This window comes from Pseudomonas sp. PAMC 26793, from assembly GCF_000313235.1.
Taxonomy (GTDB): Bacteria; Pseudomonadota; Gammaproteobacteria; order Pseudomonadales; family Pseudomonadaceae; genus Aquipseudomonas; species Aquipseudomonas yamanorum.
On record NZ_AMXG01000038.1, the window covers coordinates 312,326 to 328,392 of the forward strand.

The window sequence follows — 16,067 nt, forward strand, 5'->3', positions numbered from 1 at the left end:
TCAGTAAAAAAACTTACACCCAGCGGCGGAAAATCAGCGAAGTGTTGACGCCGCCAAAGGCAAAATTGTTGTTCATCACGTAGTCGTTGTGCAGCTCGCGGAACCCACCTTGCAGGTAGTCCAGCTCACCGCAGCGCGGGTCGACCGCGTCGAGGTTGAAGGTGTGCACGTATTGGTCGCTGTTCATCATCTCGATGCTGAACCACGACTCCAACGCGCCGCATGCGCCCAGGGTATGCCCGAGGAAACTCTTCTGCGAACTGATGGGCATGCGGCTGCCGAACAGGCTGCTGGTGGCCAGGGTTTCGGCGATGTCGCCCTGGTCGGTGGCGGTGCCGTGGCCGTTCACATAGCCGATGGCGTCGGGCGCAAGCCCCGCATCTCCCAGGGCCAACTCCATGGCGCGGCGCATGGTGGCCTGTTCCGGGCGAGTGGTGTGCTGGCCGTCGGCGTTGCTGCCGAAACCGACGATCTCCGCGTGGATGTGTGCGCCGCGGGCCAGTGCATGTTCCAGCTCTTCGAGCACCAGCATGCCACCGCCTTCACCGATCACCAAGCCATCGCGGCCACTGTCATAGGGGCGCGGGCTGGTTTGCGGTGCATCGTTTTTCAGGCTGGTGGCGTACAAGGCATCGAAGACCATCGCTTCAGTGGGGCACAGCTCTTCCGCGCCACCCGCCAACATCAGCGGCAGGCGGCCGAACTTGATGGCCTCATAGGCGTAGCCGATGCCCTGGCTGCCGCTGGTGCAGGCGCTGGACGTGGGGATCAGCCGGCCAGTGAGGCCAAAGAAGATGCTGATGTTCGCTGCCGTGGTGTGGGGCATCATCCGCACGTAGGAGTTGGCGTTCAGCCCCTCGGCCACGGAGTTCAGCAGCATGTTGCCAAAGGCCTTGATCTCGTCGGTGCTGCCGGTGGACGAGCCACAGGCCACGCCCATGCGCCCGTCCTTGATCGACTCGTCGCCCAGCAGGCCGGCATCTTTCAGCGCCTGTTCCGCCGCCCATACCGCCAGCCGGGACACCCGGCCCATGCTGCGCAATTGCTTGCGGGTCCAGTGGGCGGGCACCACGAAATCATCGATCGGCCCGGCCAGCCGCGTGTTCAGCTCGGTGAAGCGCTCCCACTCGTCCATGCGCCGAATGCCGCTGCGGTTGGCGCGGAAGTTGGCGGCGATGGTTGCCCAATCGCTGCCCAGGGACGTAACGCCGGCCATGCCGGTGACCACCACGCGTTTCATCAGCACAGGCCTCCATTCACGGCCAGTACCTGGCGGGTGATGTAGCCGGCTTCTGCCGACATCAGGAAATTCACCGCCCCGGCGACTTCTTCCGGGGTGCCCATGCGTTGCGCCGGGATCATTTTCATCAATTCTTCCACCGGTACGTTTTCATCCAGCATCGCGGTGTCGATCAGCCCGGGGGCCACGCAGTTGACGGTGATCTTGCGCTTGCCCAGCTCGATGGCCAGGGCCTTGGCGGCGCCGATCAAACCGGCTTTGGACGCGCTGTAGTTGACCTGGCCACGGTTGCCGATCAGCCCGGATACCGAGGTAATGCACACGATCCGCCCGGCGGCGCGACGACGAATCATCGGCATCATCACCGGGTGCAATACGTTGTAGAACCCGTCGAGGTTGGTACGCATCACCACGTCCCAATCGTCTTCCGAGAGCGCCGGGAACGCACCGTCGCGAGTCAGCCCGGCATTGAGCACCACGCCGTAATACGCGCCATGTGCCTCCACGTCGGCTTCAAGGATCTCTTTGCAACGGGCGCGATCCGCTACATCGAATTGCAACACCCGGGCCTTGCGCCCCAGGGCTTCGACTTCGACCTGCACCGCCTCCGCCTCGGCACGCCCGCTGCGGCAATGCAGCACGATGTCGTGCCCGGCCTGGGCCAGGCGCAACGCAATAGCGCGGCCGATGCCACGGCTGGAGCCGGTCACCAGTACGGATTCAGTCATGGCGTGGTGTCCTTCGATTCATCTAAATAGTTGGCCGCCTGGGGCGGTCGAAATACGTTCAAGCGCGCGCTGGCCTGGATACCGTCGCCGGTGAGGTGGCATTCGAACACACCCATGCCGTTGTCGTCTTCCAGGGAGCGCAGGCCGTGGATGGTCAGCTCGGTGCCGGCGGGAAAGTGCTCGACGTTGCACTCGAACTTGCGCGTGCCCAGCAGGAAGCCCAACTCCACGGCTTCACCTTTCTGGCGCGCGCGGCAACCGGCGTAGGCCGCGACGCTTTGCGCCATCAACTCAATGCCGACCCACGCGGGCAGGCTGCCGTCGGCGCGGTTGAAAAGACCGCCGGGCTTGACCGTCAGGCGAGTCTGAATCTGTTCTTCATCAAAGCTCAGGACCTGATCGATCAGGATCATGTCACCGGCGTGGGGCAGCAGTTCGGCGAGCGGCCAATGGGTCATGGGGCGTCTCCGATAATCAGGCTGACGTTGTTGCCGCCGAAGGCAAACGAGTTGCTCATCAGGCAGCGTTTTTCCAGGGTGTCGCCGGGCAACGCCCACTTCAATACGGGCAGGTCGGGGTCGGCCTGGCCATCCCAGACATGGGGCGGCACTACGCCTTCCGCCAGGCTCAGCCAGCAGAACGCCGCTTCCAGCGCGCCGGCAGCGCCCAGGGTGTGGCCGGTCATGGGTTTGGTCGACGAGCAGGTTACGCCGTCCGGGAACAGGGCCGCGACCGCCAGGCTTTCCATGGCGTCATTGTGCTGCGTGGCGGTGCCATGCAGGTTCAGGTAACCGATCTGCCCGGGTGTCAGTTTTGCGCTGGTCAGGGCTTTGCGCATCGCCTGCAACGCACCCTTGCCGGTGGGCTCGGGGGCGGAGATGTGGTGGGCGTCGCAACTGGCACCGCTGCCCAGCAGTGCGACCGGCGCCGGGGTTTTGCTCATCAGGAACAGCACGGCGGCTTCGCCAATATTGATGCCGTTGCGGTTAACTGAAAACGGATTGCAGCGCTGTGCCGACACCGCTTCCAGGGACGAAAAGCCATTGAGGGTCAGCTTGCACAACGTGTCGACGCCACCGCAAATCACCGCATCGCACACGCCCAGGTCCAACAGGCGCTGGGAACTCATCAGCGCCCGTGCGCTGGAGGTGCAGGCGGTGGAAATCACATAGGCCGGGCCGCTCAGTTGCAGCCAGTCGGCGAGGAAATTGGCCGGGGCGCCCAGCTCCTGCTGCTGGTAGTCATAGTCGCCGGGGAACTGGTTTTCCCTCAGGTAGTGGGCGATGCCACGACTGGCTTCATCAATGCCCGAGGTGCTGGTGCCGAGCACGATGCCGATACGGTTCGCGCCGAATGTCTGGATCGCTTGCCGGATCTCGTCGTCAATCTGCAACGCCGCTTCCAGCAGCAGCTGATTATTACGGCTGTGATGGGATTCCAGCCCGGGCGGGATCGCCGCGAGTTCACCGTGTACGCCAGCCACCGGCACTACACGTTGCGCAACCCAGCCGCTTTCCGCGCGCATGCCGGAGCAGTCGCCGGCGAACAGGTTGCGGCTGACTTCGCGCTTGTCCCGGCCCAGGGCGCAGATCACGCCGAGGGCGTTGAGGTAGGCGGTCATCGGGCAGCCTCAAGCGGCGAGATGCGGTAGGTCAGGTGTTGCCCAAGCACGTCCACGCGAAACACCAGGGAGGAGTGATAGGTGATCTTCCAGCGGGACGGCAGGGTGCGGATCAAGTCCATTTCCTGGGTGCCGGGGTACAGCTTGGAGACCTCATCCGCCGAGGTGAGGGCGAACAACAGCGCGGCAAACAATTCACGCGCCTGGGGATTGGGTGGCAGCAGACCGTCGGCCTGCCAGGCGCCGTTGATCAACTTCTGCCGCGCCTGGGGAATGCCCAGCGGGTCCATCATCGACCAGCGAATCCCGCCGGCTTCGCGTTGCATCACCAGCAGCCAGTCCTGGCGTTGGCCATCCTGTTCGCGCTGCACATGCAGTTGCAACGGCAGGCTCAGCACCGGGGTTTTCGACGGCAACGGCGGCTGGCTGGCGCAAGCGCTCAGCAGTAACAGGCAGCCGATCAACAGCATTCGGATCATGTTTCAGCGCTCGCCAGAGGTTTGCGGGCAACCACGTTGACCAAGGTTTCTTCGCGCTGGCCGGCCGGTTTTGGCTGGCGCAGGCCCCAGCGCTCAAGCAGGCCGAAATCGGTGGCGCGGCTCCACCACAGGTACGGGTACGAGACGTTCTGCGGGCCGAACTCAAAGCCCTGCTCGCGAATCATCTCAAGGTACTCCTCGGCGCTTTTCTGCACATGCATCGGGTGACGAAACAGCCAGCGGATTACCCAGGTGTCGATATAGGCTTCGGTGGATTCGGCAAACAGCAGATAGCCGCCCGGCTTGAGTACGCGATAGAACTCTTTCAGGGCGCGATGTTGTTCGACCAAGTGATGGAAAGTCTGGTGACAGAACAGCACGTCGACACTGGCGTCGGCTACGTCGAGGGTCGCGCAGTCGCTGCCGATCAACTCGATGGTGATGCCTTGGCGCGCGGCCTCGGCGCGGCTCAGGTCGAGGCTGTGTGGGTCGGCGTCGAGGCCGATCAGGCGCTCGGGGGCGAACACCTGCTGCAAGTACTGGAACGACTTGCCCTGGCCGCAGCCGGCGTCCAGCAGCACCGGGGCTACCGGCAGCGGGTCGCTGAACAGGCTGCGCAGGTCGTTGATTGCCACGCGCAGCACATGGTGCTGCCAGGTGTGGCTGCGCAGGAACCAGAAGCCGAATTTGGTTTCTTCGACGTAGTTCTTGCTGAGGTATTGGCTGCTCATCGTTTCTTCCTTGTCCCGGACGGGGCGGCCCACGGTGCCAGCATGAAGCTGAATGCCAGCCCCAGGCTCACCGATAGCCCAAAATTACTCACCGCCGGCGTGCTGGAAATGGCCAGCAGGCCGAACGATAGCCAAGTAGTCACGGCGGCCAACAGTGTGCCCAACAGGCTCACGGCGGTGCCGCCAATTTGTTCACGCATCAGGATCGCGTAGTCGACGCTGATGGCGGTTACCAACAGCAGGCCGAACAGGCTGAACAACGTCAGCGGCTGCCCCAGCCAACCCAGGCTGGCCAGGCTGCACAACGCGGCCAGCAACGGCAGGGCAACAATGCGCAAGGCGCCGCCGAAGCCAAACGGCAGGATCAGCAACAGTACGATCAACACGCACGACATCAACTTCAATTCGGCGGCGCTGATTTGCGTCGCGGCAAATACCTGGTTCAAGTCGCCCAGGCGGTCCACCAACTGCACGCCGGGCAGATCCAGGGCCTGTACCCGCAGCAAGGCCGGATTGTTCAACCCTTGCAGGCTCACCATCGCTGCCACGCCACCGTCGACATTCCCCAGCCACAGCGTGCGCCACGGCTCCGCCAGTGGGCCGGCCAGTGCCGCGTCGATGTCTTCGGTGGGCAGTGACTGCAACTGGGCCAACTCGGCTTGCAGCGCGGCGGCCGGTACGCCGAGGTCCAGCAATGGCTGCCAGTACTGCGGCAGTTGGTTCAGGGCTTCACGCAGTTGCTGTTGCTCGGCCGGCGCGCTGACCAACTGGTTGAGTGCCAGGTAACCCTGGAGCTTGTCCATGTTCACTAACTGATCCAGACGCTGACTCAGCGCGGCCTGGCGCTCCAGCAATTGCGGTTGATTGTCCGCCCGTACCAGAAAGAACTGGCTGGTGGGCTGGAACCCGGTAATCCGCGCAACGGCCTGGGCTTCCTGCAGCAACTGCGGCGGCGCACCGATCCACTGGCGGATATCGTTTTTGCTGTTCAGGTGCCATAGGCCGCCTGCGCAAAACACCAACACCAGTACCAATAACACCGGACTGGGCAGGCGCTTGAGCAGCGACTCGCGCACGCTCAGCAGAAACTCGGCAATGCGCAGCGGCCATTGGGCCGGACGCAGTTCTACGCCCTTGAGCAAGGCCGGCAGCAGGCATACGGCGGACAGGTAAGCACCCACCAGGCCCGCCGCCGAGAACACCGCGATTTGCGTCAGCGCCGGGAACGGCGTCCACGCCAGGGCCAGGTAACCGATGCAACTGGTGGCCAGGCTCAGGCTCAAGCCCGGCAAGGTCAGGCGCAAGGCCGGCCAGCTGCGCCAAGGGCGCATGCTCCAGCTCTTGGACAGGTAATGCAGCGGGTAATCCACCGCCACGCCGATCAGGCTCGAACCCAATACCAGCGTGATCACATGCATATGCCCGAACAGCGCCACACAGGCCACCGCACCAAACAACATGCCCACCAGCACCGGCACAAACGCCAGCAGCACACGCCAGCGGCGGAACGCCAACAGCAGCAATAGCAAGATGCCGACGGTCGCGCCGCCGCCGACCCAGGTGATTTCCCGCGTCGCCTGCTGCTGGCCGTTGGCCGCGTACAACAGGCCGCTGGCGGCGAGCAATTGCGCGCCTTGCTGGTCGGCCTGCTCGCGGCTGGCCTTGAGTAGCTCAGCCACTTGCAGCGGCAGTTTCATGTCGAAGGCATTGCCGGTGGTGCGCGCCCGCAGTAGCACCCAGCTTTTGCCGTCGGCGTCGGCGATCAACGCGCCGCTGCCGATATCCAGCTGCACCGAACCGTGCTGCGGCTGGCTGTTCTGGATGCGCCCGGTGAGGCCCAGCCAATCGTCCTGGCTCGGCACCAGGCTGAAGCCGGTGAACGGATCGAACAGCGCCTGAACCCGCTGCTGAATAAACGCCTGGGGCTCGTCGATCAACTGCTCGCGGTCTTTGGCCGAGAGCATCGCGAGGCGGCCTTGCAGCAACTGCTGACGCAGGGCCGGCAGGTCGGCTTGCAGGTTCCACTGGACCCTTTCAAACAGGCCGCTGGCTTGCCAGCGTTCGCCCAATTGCGTCGCCATGGCCACGGCTTTTTGCCGATCGGCATGCCCCACCAGCACCAGTATTTCGCGGTTCAGAGGTTCCTGCATGCGTTGTTCGGCGCGCAGCTCCAGCGCATCCGGCGCGGTACCGGGCACCAGTTCCATCAGGTTCGCCGACAGCGGCGCGCCGTGGCGCCATTGCCAACCCGCCAGGGCCAACACGGCCACCAGCAGGATCAGGAACAGGCGCGGCAACCAGCGTTCACTCGGCAAAGTCGTGTTGCTCCGCGTCGCTCAAGGGTTGGCTGCTGGTGCTGTCCTGCATGCGCAGCACGGTGCTGTCGCCCTGGGTTTCCAGCAGCTCGATTTTTTGCACCAGCTCGCCGCCGTCGATATTGATTTGGGTGAACACCTGCTTGAGCAGCAGCGAGCGCGGGATCAACGTGAGTTTCCACTGCTGGGCTTCGCCTTGCAGTTGCAACTCGAAGTCACGCTGCAAGCCGCTGCTGTCGCCCTGCAACACGGCGAGGAACAACCGGTTCTGCTCGGCGCCGGCGCTCTTGTTCGGCAGCAATTGCCAGCCGTTGGCGTCACGCCGGGCGATGCCGGTGGCGCTGATGCGGTAGTCCTGTTGCAGCGGGGTTTTCAGCCGCCAGAGCAAGCCGTGGTCCTTGGCCAGGACGAAGGTGCCCTTGCTGGTCAGCGGCTGCGGCAGGGCGCGCAGGTGTTTTTCCTGGATGAAGTTGCCGTGGATCACCGTTGGCTTTGCAAGCTGATCGCTGAGTTGTTGCAGGTCGAAAGCATGGGCCAGGCCTGGAATGCCTAAAATCAGCATCAACGCGACCGTTGTAGGAGCGAGCTTGCTCGCGAAGAACCAGAGGGCGCCGCGGGGTGTCAGGCGGCCTGCGATATCGTTGACGTTTTTCGCGAGCAAGTCGAATCGTCGCACCGCCGCTCCCACAGGGAATCTCATTTCAAGGCTCTCTCTATGGCGTCAGTGAATATTTTTGGCGAGGCCAACTGCATCTCGCGGCTGGCAATTTCCACCGCCACTTGCACGGTGCTGGCGCGGGTCAGACGCTCGCCCGTGGCCTTGTCGCTGATCAGGTAATTGACCTTCAAACGGTTCTCCCACTCCACCAGGCTGGCGCGCACGTTGAGGGTCTGGCCGAAGGTTGCGCCGCGCACATAGCGCAGCTGCATGTCGATCACCGGCCAGGCGTAGCCCGCTTCCAGCATTGCTGTGTAGTTGTGGCCGAGCTTGTCCAGCAAGGCGCAGCGGGCGACTTCCAGGTACTTCACGTAGTGCCCGTGCCACACCACGTTCATGGTGTCGATGTCGAAAAACGGCACGAGGATTTCAGTGTCGCAGTGCAACACGCCGGGGCTACGCATGCAGCCTCCAGTGTTGCTCGGCAATACGCTTGAGGCACAGGCGCAGTTCGCCTTCCAGGGCGCGGTCTTCGATGACCGGCGGGAAGTCTTTGGCCAGCTCGATGTGCATGGCGGCCAGCGCTGGGGGCAGCGGGCGCGCGTCTTCAGCCTGGGCCCGCAGCCAAACGCCCTGGTTGGCGGCGAGCAAGGTGGCGGCGGCGACTTGTTCGGTCAGTTCCAGCACGCGAATCGCATCGCGGGCAGCGATGGTGCCCATGCTCACCTTGTCCTGGTTGTGGCACTCGGTGGAGCGCGAGAACACGCTGGCCGGCATGGTGTTTTTCAGGGCTTCGGCGGTCCAGGCGCTGGTGCCGATCTGCACGGCCTTGAAGCCGTGGTTGATCATCGTCCGCTCGGTTGACGCGCCCGACAAATTGCTCGGCAGCCCGTGGTTGTAACGCACGTCCACCAGGAGGGCGAGTTGGCGGTCCAGCAGGTCGGCGACGTTGGCCACCAGGGTCTTGAGGCTGTCCATGGCGAACGCGATGTGGCCGCCGTAGAAGTGGCCGCCGTGCAGCACGCGCTCCTCTTCAGCGTCGATGATCGGGTTGTCGTTGGCGCTGTTGAGTTCGATCTCGATGAACGAACGCAGCCAGTTCAGGCTGTCGGCCAACACGCCCAAGACGTGGGGCGCGCAGCGCAGCGAGTAACGGTCTTGCAGGCGATGCAGCGGTGCGGTCGGTGCGTCGATGGCCAGATCCTTGCGCAGCCAGGCGGCAACTTGCATCTGACCCGGGTGTGGCTTGGCAGCGAACAGGCGCTCGTCAAAATGCTCCGGGTTGCCTTGCAGCGCCACCACGTTCAGCGCGGTGATGCGCGTGGCCAGTTGCAGCAGGTAGTCGGCACGGGCGAAGGCCAAGCAGGCGAGGCCGGTCATCACGGCGGTGCCGTTCATCAGGGCCAGGGCTTCTTTCGGGCGCAGTACCAGCGGGTCCCAGCCCAGCTCGCGGTGCACGTCGGCGGCCTGGCGACGTTCGCCACGGAACATCACTTCGCGCTCGCCGGACAAGGTCGCGGCCACGTAGGACAGCGGCGTCAAATCACCGCTGGCGCCCACCGAGCCTTCTTCCGGAATCAGCGGCAGCACGTCGAATTCCAGGAACGCATGCAGGCGTTCCAGCAACTCCACGCGCACGCCAGAAACGCCGTGGCACAGCGACTGCAACCGCGCCGCCAGCACCGCGCGGGTGGCTTGCGCATCCAGCAACTTGCCCAGGCCGCAGCCGTGGAAGGTGTAGAGGTGGCGAGGCAGCGCTTCGACGTGTTCCAGCGGCACCGCCACCACGCACGAGTCGCCATAGCCGGTGGTGACGCCGTAGATCACGCCTTCCTTGTCCAGTAACGAATCGAGGAACTGCGCGCCCTTGGCGATACGCTGGAGGTACTTGGCATCGGCTTGCAGTTGAGTCGGCGCCTGACGGTTGGCCAGGGCCAGCACGTCTTCGATGCGCAGGGGGAGTTCGCCGAAGGTTACCGGCTCAAGATGCGTCGTCATCGGTCTTCCAGAAAGGGTAAAAGTTGAACCATTGTTGGGGCGCTTCCAGGCAGAACTGGCCCAGGTGCTCGGCGTAGCGGGCGGTCCACTGGGCGATCACCTGCTGGCGATCGCTGCGTTTCCATTCGATCAACTGGGCGAACGGCTCGATGATCAGGCGGTAGCGGCCTTGATGCTTCAAGCACATCAGCAGGTTGACCGGGCATTTCAGCAGGCCGGCCAGCAGCCACGGGCCTTGGGGGAAGGCGGCGTCATGGCCGAGAAAATCCACGCGTACCGTGCGCCCGCCATGCAGCGGCACCCGGTCGCCGGCAATCGCCAGCCACTCGCCGTCGTCGAGGCGCTGGCTGAGCATCATCATCACCGCCGGGTCGAGTTCGCTGACCTGGATCAGGCGCAAATGGGTGGCCCCGGCTTCGCCCAATATGCGGTTGAAGCGTTCGGCGTGCTTGGTGTGCACCAGCACGTTCATCGTGACCTTTTCGCCCAGCTCGGCGAGGGCGCGGCACACCTCAAGGTTGCCCAGGTGCGCACCTACCAGCATCTGCCCGCGCTCGCTGCGCAGTTGGCCGCGCAGTTGGGCCGAGTCGACGATTTCGATCTGCTCCAGGCGCAACTTGCCGTTCCACACGTCGAGCTTGTCCAGCAGGGCGTCGGCGAACGCCATGAACTGGCCGAAGACCCTTCGGTGGGTAGGGCGCAGGTCGTCGCGCTGGCTCCAGTCGGCCAGGCGCTGCTGGTACTGCCAGGCGCTTTGGCGGGCCGTGCGGCCGAACAGAAAGAAGTAGAAAACGATGCCGTACAGCAGCGGGCTCAGCAGCCGGCGCCCGAGGACCTTGGCGGCGAAGGCGGTGAATTTCATCAGCCAGAAGCTGCCGCGTTCTTCGCGGTCGGCCCAGTGCCTGGTGTCCTGGGTCATGCCTGCCACCGGCGCCAGAGGATCATCGGCGCGCGCACCAACATGCCGAAGAACAGCCGGGTGTGCATCGAGGAAATCAGCGCGTTGTCGTGGAACAGGCGAAAGTGCGACAGGCCGTCGGCGGGGTAATGCACCTTGGTCGGCAGCCAGCGCATCGGCTGGTTGCGCCAGGCCAGGCGCACCAGAATGTCCGAGTCGAAATCCATGCGTTTGCCGATGTTGGCCGAGTCCATCAAGGCCAGGGTCGGTGGCAGCGGGTACACGCGAAAGCCGCACATGGAGTCACGGATTTGCAGCGACAAGGTATTGATCACACCCACACGTGGGTCAGGTAGCGCGCGTAAAGGCGACCCTTGGGCACGCTGTCGTCGTATTCCGGGTAACCGCAGATCACCGCATTCGGGTGGGCGCGGGAGGCGTCGAGGAAGGTGCCGACTTCCCGCAGGTCGTGCTGGCCGTCGGCGTCCACTTGCAGGGCATGGGTGAAGCCCAGGCGCGCGGCTTCGCGAAAGCCGGCCATCACCGCGGCGCCCTTGCCCTGGTTGGTGGGCAGGGTCAGCAGGGATACGTTGTCGAGGGTTGCCAGTTGCGCCAGCACGGCGGCGCAGGCGGCGCTGCTGCCGTCGTCCACCAGCAGGCACGGCAAGCCGCTGTCCAGCACGGTACGGACCACGGCGGGCACGGCGGCTTCGTGGTTGTAGACCGGGATCAGGGCGCAGGGGTTATGCATACCACACACCCCGTTGGCAGAAGCGCTTTTCGTGGCGAGGGAGCTTGCTCCCGCTGGGCTGCGAAGCGGCCCCAACACAGGCGAGCGAGACCTGCCTGATAAACCACAGTGCCTGGGTTGGGAGTGCTGCGCACTCCAGCGGGAGCAAGCTCCCTCGCCACAAAAGCTTAATCACTGATCTTCTCCAGCACGATCCGTCCACTGGAGCAGGCTGCCGCCTCATTGCGGTAGGCGAAGTACAGCTTGCCGCGCTCCTGGTCGAACCGCAGGTGCAGTTCGATCCGGTCATCCGGGCGCACCAGTTGCTGGAACTTCAGCACTTCCATCCCGGCGAACTGCCCCGGCAGGTTGAGCAGTTGCTGGCCCAGGTTCAGGGCCCAATCCACTTGCACCACGCCCGGCAGCACCGGGGTTTGCGGGAAGTGGCCGCTGAAGTAGGCGAGGTCCGGCGGGATCGCCAGGTGCAGGGTCCACTCACCGTTGGTCTCGACTTGTTCCAGCACTTCCGGGGCTTTCGGGCGCGGCGCCAGCAGCAGGGCTTCGACGTCGGCCTGGGGCAGCTTGCCTTGGGTGTTCAGCGGCAATTGGCGCAACAGGCGCCAGCGGCGGGGCAGGGCCAGGGCTTCGCAGTGTTGGCTCAAGTGCTGGCGCAGGGTTTGGGTGACGGTGCGCCGGCCCTGGTTGCGCAGGGCGTGCATACCTTCAGCACTGAGCACCACGAGGGCGCCGAGGGAAGCGCGGTTTTCCTGCACCACGCCGAGGCGGGTTTCGGCGACCCAGGCATGGTTCATCAGCGCTTGTTCGAGCATCGGCAGGGAGATGCGTTTTTCTTCCAGTTTGACGATGCGGTCCAGCCGGCCCAGCAATTCGAAACGGCCGTCGGCGTGGATGTTGGCGGCGTCGGCGGTCTGTTCGATATGGCCGACGGGCAGGTACGGCGAGGCGATGCGCAGCGCTCCGTCGGCGTCCTGGCTCAGGTGCACGTCGGCAAACGGCTGCCACGGTTGTTCGCCCTGGCGCCAGGCGATGCCACCGGTTTCCGAGCTGCCAAGGATTTCCGTCGGCCACTGTTGCAGGCGCTGATGCAGGCTGCTGGCGGCTTCAAGGGGCAGGGCGCCGCCGGAGGAGAACACCCGTTTGACCGGCGTGAGCGCTGGCCAGTCGAGGTTGTCGCCCATGCGCTTGAGCAGCGCCGGGCTGGCGACCCAGGCGAATTGCGCATGCTCACGGCTGGCGCGCTGCAAGTCTTCGGGGAATGCCAGCTGCTGGCGCACAAAAGTGCGCCCGGCACACAACGGCCACAGCACCCGGAACAGCAAGCCATAGATATGCTGGGTGGCAACGCTGCCGATGATGCTCGCCTCGCTCAGGTCGGCGCCCCACAGGGTTTCCAGCGCCTGGACCTCGTTGGCCATCTGGCGCAGGGTTTTGTCGATGCGCTTGGGCTCGCCGCTGGAGCCGGAGGTGCACAGGCTCAGGCAGCTGGCGTCCAGGTCCAGGGCCGCGGCGCTTAAGGGCGCTTGATACAGCGCGTCCAGGTCGCCAGCCTCGGTCAGCCAGGCGTCGACGGCATCATCCCAGCGTTGGCGTGTTTGTGGTTGCAGGTCGGCGGGCAGCAACACGTTGACGCCTGCACGCCACGCACCCAGCAGGGCGATCGCCAGCACGCCGGCATCCTCAAGGTGCACCGCGAGGCGCTGGATCCCCCGGGCTTGCAACCCGGCGGCCAGGCTCAGGGACTTTTCCCACAGCTGTGGGTGATCCAGGGCAGGTTCGGTGGTGACCCAACGCTGCTCTACAGGCTCAAGCAGCAAGTGCTCAAGATTCAACCAATTCATACGCGGCCTCGAACCCTTTGTCGTACCAGCCATTCCACGGCAAACAACAGCCCCATCAGCCCGTAGGCGATCATGCCGTTGTACAACGTCCACCAGCTCAACGGCGCCCACAGGGTGAGGGCGGTGGCGAGCAGGCCGTTACACAGAAAAAACACACTCCACACCACGGTGACCTGGCGCGTGTACACAATCGCTTTTTCGGGCAGTTGCGGCTCGGTCATGCGGGCCAGGCGCTCGACCATCGGCGGCCCGTATTTCAGGCTCAGGCCGAACAGGGCCAGCATGAACGCGCTGACCAGGCTCGGGTACCAGCGCAGCATCTGCGGGTTGTCGAACCAGGCGAGCAACAGGCAAAAGACGATGATCGCCGCCGCCATCCAGCGGCTGCCCGGGCGCCGGGCGCCGGTCAGGGCGCGCAACAGCCACAGGCTGCCCAGCAGCAGGCCAAATTGCCAGGGGGCAAAATGCTCGGTGCCGTAATACACCGCAAAAGGGTACAGCAGCCCCGCCAGCAACAGGCCAAGGCCGATCAGCCGGCTCATGCGGCCGGTTGAACCAGGCGGTAGACCGCCTCGACCACGTCGTTCACGGTGCGCACGGCCTTGAACTCTTCGGCAGCGATTTTCTTGCCGGTCTGGCGCTTGATGTGGTCGATCAGGTCCACCGCATCAATGCTGTCGATTTCCAGGTCCTGGTACAGGTTGGCGTCGAGCGTGACGCGTTCAGGTTCCAGTTCAAACAGTTCCACCAAGGCGTCGCGCAAGGTGTTGAAAATATCGTCACGAGTTTGCATGGTACGGTCTCAAGCTGCCTGTCGGGCCGTGACGAACGCCGCGAGGCTGGCCACGTTGGTGAAGTGATTACGGGTGTCCTTGGCGTCGGCATCGATCTTGATGCCGTACTTTTTCTGGATCGCCAGGCCCAATTCCAGGGCGTCGACTGAATCCAGGCCAAGGCCTTCGCCGAACAGGGTTTGCTCGTTGCCGATGTCGCTCTCGCTGATGTCTTCCAGGCCCAGGGCCTCGATGATCAGCGTTTTTATGTCGTGCTCAAGGCTGTGTGGGTTGCTCATCTTCGGCGAGCTCCTTAATAAAATACTGGTGCAGGTAATCGTTGAGCTTGCGTGAAGCCTGGGGCGCGGGCCCTTGTGCGGCAAACGCCTGTGGTTCTATATCGGCACCCACGCGCAAACTGAAGTGAAAGCGGCGATTCGGGATGCGATACCAGGGTTCGGCCTTGGTCAGGGTGGTGGGGCTGACCTTGATCACCACCGGCGTAATGATGCTCGCACCGCGCAGGGCAATGGCGGCGGCGCCGCGATGAAAGGTCGGTGCCTGGCCCGGTGAGGTGCGGGTGCCTTCCGGGAAAATGATCAGGGTCTGGCCGTCCCGCAGGGCATCGGCGGCGGCGTCGAGCATGTCGGCGCTGCCATCGTTGCTGATGTAGCCGGCGTCGCGCACCGGCCCGCGGGTGAACGGGTTCTGCCACAGGCTCTGCTTGACCACGCAGTTGGTCTGGCGCATCTGGGCGATCAGGAACACCACGTCCACCAGCGACGGGTGGTTGGCGATGATCATTTGGCCCGGGCGGCCGAGTTTTTCCGCGCCTTCGACACTGTAGGTCAGGATGCCCAGGCGATACATCATGCGAATAAATAGCCAGAACAGGCAGCTGATGGTGTGGCGGGCACGCCGTTGGTGCTGTTTGGCGTCACCCGGCAGGCAATTGAGCAGCGGGAACACCAGCACGCGCAGGCACAGGCCGCCCAGGCCAAACAGGGCGAAGGCGGTGGCAGTGGCGAACAGGCGCCAGTAGTAGGCCTTGCGAGGCTTTTCGGTCAGGGCTTGCGTTGCCAGTTCCATACTCGGTTCTTCCAGGCATGTTGGCAGGCGCCCTGTTCGTTCAGCAGGGTGCGCAGCAGGTTCAGGGCGTGGGGCCACTGGGCTTTGGTGGTGGGTTGGACAGCGGCCGTATTCAGTTCCAGCTGCCACTCGTCGCCCGGTGTCAGCAGCAGGCCGAGGGCGTAGGGGAAGGGCACGTCGTCGATCCAGCGCGCATAGGTCTCTGGCGGCTGTTCCTCGGTAATGATCAGCAACACGGCCGGTGCGCCTTCATTCAGCAGGGCCGCGGCTTCGAGCATGCCGTGCTCCAGGCCGTCGCCGGCAGCGGCGAGGGCGGTCATTTCGCTGGTTTCATTGCGCAGGATCGACCACAGGCCAATCACCGCGTTATGCACCGACAGGCTGAACTGGGTCGGCGACAGGGGCTCGTCGTTGGCCAGGTCGCTGAGAATATCGAGGGTGCGCGGGGTTTCGCCGTGACGGGAGACAAACACCAGCGGGAGTTGTTGCAGGCCTTCGGCCAAGGGCCAGCCCACGCTGAAGGCCATGCGCGCCAGGCGGCTCAGGCGTCGGCGCTGCATGGCCGGCAGGAACGATACGTCGGGAGCCGCATCGCTGCGGGCGAGCACTGTTGGCTGCTGGCACCATGCACGCCAGTCGTCCGCGCTTTCGAGCCCGGGAGCCCAGGCACGCCATTGGGCGATGTTGAAATTGATCACTGAGAAGTTATCCCGCCCCTGCGGGCTTCCTTGTGCGGCCATTGGCCCCGAATACCGGGACAGGGTGCAATCGCCGAATGGCGCGCATTATCCCGGTGCTGCGGGGTTCTAGCAAACTTTGGTAAAGAATTGTTCACGACTGATTACAAAATCGTTGAAAAGAATTACCGATTGTCCTTCGTGGGGGTAGGGCAGCGGGTGTCAGGTATTTCCTGCTTTGTCCGGTTGATGGGAAATTGTTGTGCGAGAT

Annotated in this window: 17 protein-coding genes and 1 pseudogene; all 18 read right to left on the reverse strand. The window is 64.1% G+C overall.

Annotation, left to right across the window (positions count from 1 at the left end; translation table 11 throughout):
- Positions 1-13 precede the first annotated feature (13 nt).
- Positions 14-1,240, reverse strand: coding sequence for a beta-ketoacyl-ACP synthase (locus D109_RS0118910; RefSeq protein WP_017478253.1), 1,227 nt, complete (start codon positions 1,238-1,240; stop codon positions 14-16).
- Positions 1,240-1,968, reverse strand: a complete 729-nt coding sequence (fabG, locus tag D109_RS0118915) for a 3-oxoacyl-ACP reductase FabG (RefSeq protein WP_017478254.1) — start codon at positions 1,966-1,968, stop codon at positions 1,240-1,242. Before fabG ends, D109_RS0118910 begins: the two co-directional genes overlap by 1 nt.
- Entirely contained in the window at positions 1,965-2,426 is a 462-nt protein-coding gene (locus tag D109_RS0118920) for a hotdog family protein (protein WP_017478255.1), read from the reverse strand. The genes fabG and D109_RS0118920 overlap by 4 nt, the downstream gene beginning before the upstream one ends.
- On the reverse strand, positions 2,423-3,589 hold the full coding sequence (locus tag D109_RS0118925; RefSeq protein WP_017478256.1) for a beta-ketoacyl-[acyl-carrier-protein] synthase family protein: 1,167 nt from the start codon (positions 3,587-3,589) through the stop codon (positions 2,423-2,425). Before D109_RS0118925 ends, D109_RS0118920 begins: the two co-directional genes overlap by 4 nt.
- Positions 3,586-4,068, reverse strand: a complete 483-nt coding sequence (locus D109_RS0118930; protein WP_026078071.1) for a hypothetical protein — start codon at positions 4,066-4,068, stop codon at positions 3,586-3,588. Before D109_RS0118930 ends, D109_RS0118925 begins: the two co-directional genes overlap by 4 nt.
- Positions 4,065-4,799, reverse strand: a complete 735-nt coding sequence (locus D109_RS0118935) for a class I SAM-dependent methyltransferase (RefSeq protein ID WP_017478258.1) — start codon at positions 4,797-4,799, stop codon at positions 4,065-4,067. The genes D109_RS0118930 and D109_RS0118935 overlap by 4 nt, the downstream gene beginning before the upstream one ends.
- Complete coding sequence (locus D109_RS0118940; protein WP_017478259.1) at positions 4,796-7,114, reverse strand: MMPL family transporter; 2,319 nt, start codon at positions 7,112-7,114, stop codon at positions 4,796-4,798. Before D109_RS0118940 ends, D109_RS0118935 begins: the two co-directional genes overlap by 4 nt.
- Positions 7,104-7,814 (reverse strand): outer membrane lipoprotein carrier protein LolA, encoded by a 711-nt coding sequence (locus tag D109_RS0118945; RefSeq protein ID WP_050555077.1) that lies wholly within the window; start codon positions 7,812-7,814, stop codon positions 7,104-7,106. The genes D109_RS0118940 and D109_RS0118945 overlap by 11 nt, the downstream gene beginning before the upstream one ends.
- A complete protein-coding gene (locus tag D109_RS0118950; RefSeq protein WP_017478261.1) occupies positions 7,811-8,236 on the reverse strand; it encodes a thioesterase family protein in 426 nt (141 codons plus the stop codon). Before D109_RS0118950 ends, D109_RS0118945 begins: the two co-directional genes overlap by 4 nt.
- Positions 8,229-9,770, reverse strand: a complete 1,542-nt coding sequence (gene hutH / locus D109_RS0118955) for a histidine ammonia-lyase (protein WP_017478262.1) — start codon at positions 9,768-9,770, stop codon at positions 8,229-8,231. The genes D109_RS0118950 and hutH overlap by 8 nt, the downstream gene beginning before the upstream one ends.
- Positions 9,754-10,689 carry a glycosyl transferase gene (locus tag D109_RS0118960; RefSeq protein ID WP_017478263.1) on the reverse strand — a complete coding sequence of 312 codons (936 nt, stop codon included), beginning with the start codon at positions 10,687-10,689 and terminating at the stop codon, positions 9,754-9,756. Before D109_RS0118960 ends, hutH begins: the two co-directional genes overlap by 17 nt.
- Positions 10,686-11,419: pseudogene (locus D109_RS01000000132015) on the reverse strand (glycosyltransferase family 2 protein). Before D109_RS01000000132015 ends, D109_RS0118960 begins: the two are co-directional and overlap by 4 nt.
- 167 nt (positions 11,420-11,586) lie before the next feature.
- Positions 11,587-13,257, reverse strand: coding sequence for an acyl-CoA synthetase family protein (locus tag D109_RS0118970; RefSeq protein WP_017478266.1), 1,671 nt, complete (start codon positions 13,255-13,257; stop codon positions 11,587-11,589).
- Entirely contained in the window at positions 13,254-13,799 is a 546-nt protein-coding gene (locus tag D109_RS0118975) for a membrane protein (protein ID WP_017478267.1), read from the reverse strand. Before D109_RS0118975 ends, D109_RS0118970 begins: the two co-directional genes overlap by 4 nt.
- Entirely contained in the window at positions 13,796-14,050 is a 255-nt protein-coding gene (locus D109_RS0118980) for an acyl carrier protein (protein ID WP_003209389.1), read from the reverse strand. The genes D109_RS0118975 and D109_RS0118980 overlap by 4 nt, the downstream gene beginning before the upstream one ends.
- A gap of 9 nt (positions 14,051-14,059) precedes the next feature.
- Complete coding sequence (locus tag D109_RS0118985) at positions 14,060-14,329, reverse strand: phosphopantetheine-binding protein (RefSeq protein WP_003209392.1); 270 nt, start codon at positions 14,327-14,329, stop codon at positions 14,060-14,062.
- Complete coding sequence (locus D109_RS0118990; protein ID WP_017478268.1) at positions 14,307-15,119, reverse strand: 1-acyl-sn-glycerol-3-phosphate acyltransferase; 813 nt, start codon at positions 15,117-15,119, stop codon at positions 14,307-14,309. Before D109_RS0118990 ends, D109_RS0118985 begins: the two co-directional genes overlap by 23 nt.
- Positions 15,095-15,817: a beta-ketoacyl synthase chain length factor gene (locus D109_RS0118995; RefSeq protein ID WP_017478269.1), complete on the reverse strand. Its 723-nt coding sequence runs from the start codon at positions 15,815-15,817 to the stop codon at positions 15,095-15,097. The genes D109_RS0118990 and D109_RS0118995 overlap by 25 nt, the downstream gene beginning before the upstream one ends.
- Positions 15,818-16,067 lie beyond the last annotated feature (250 nt).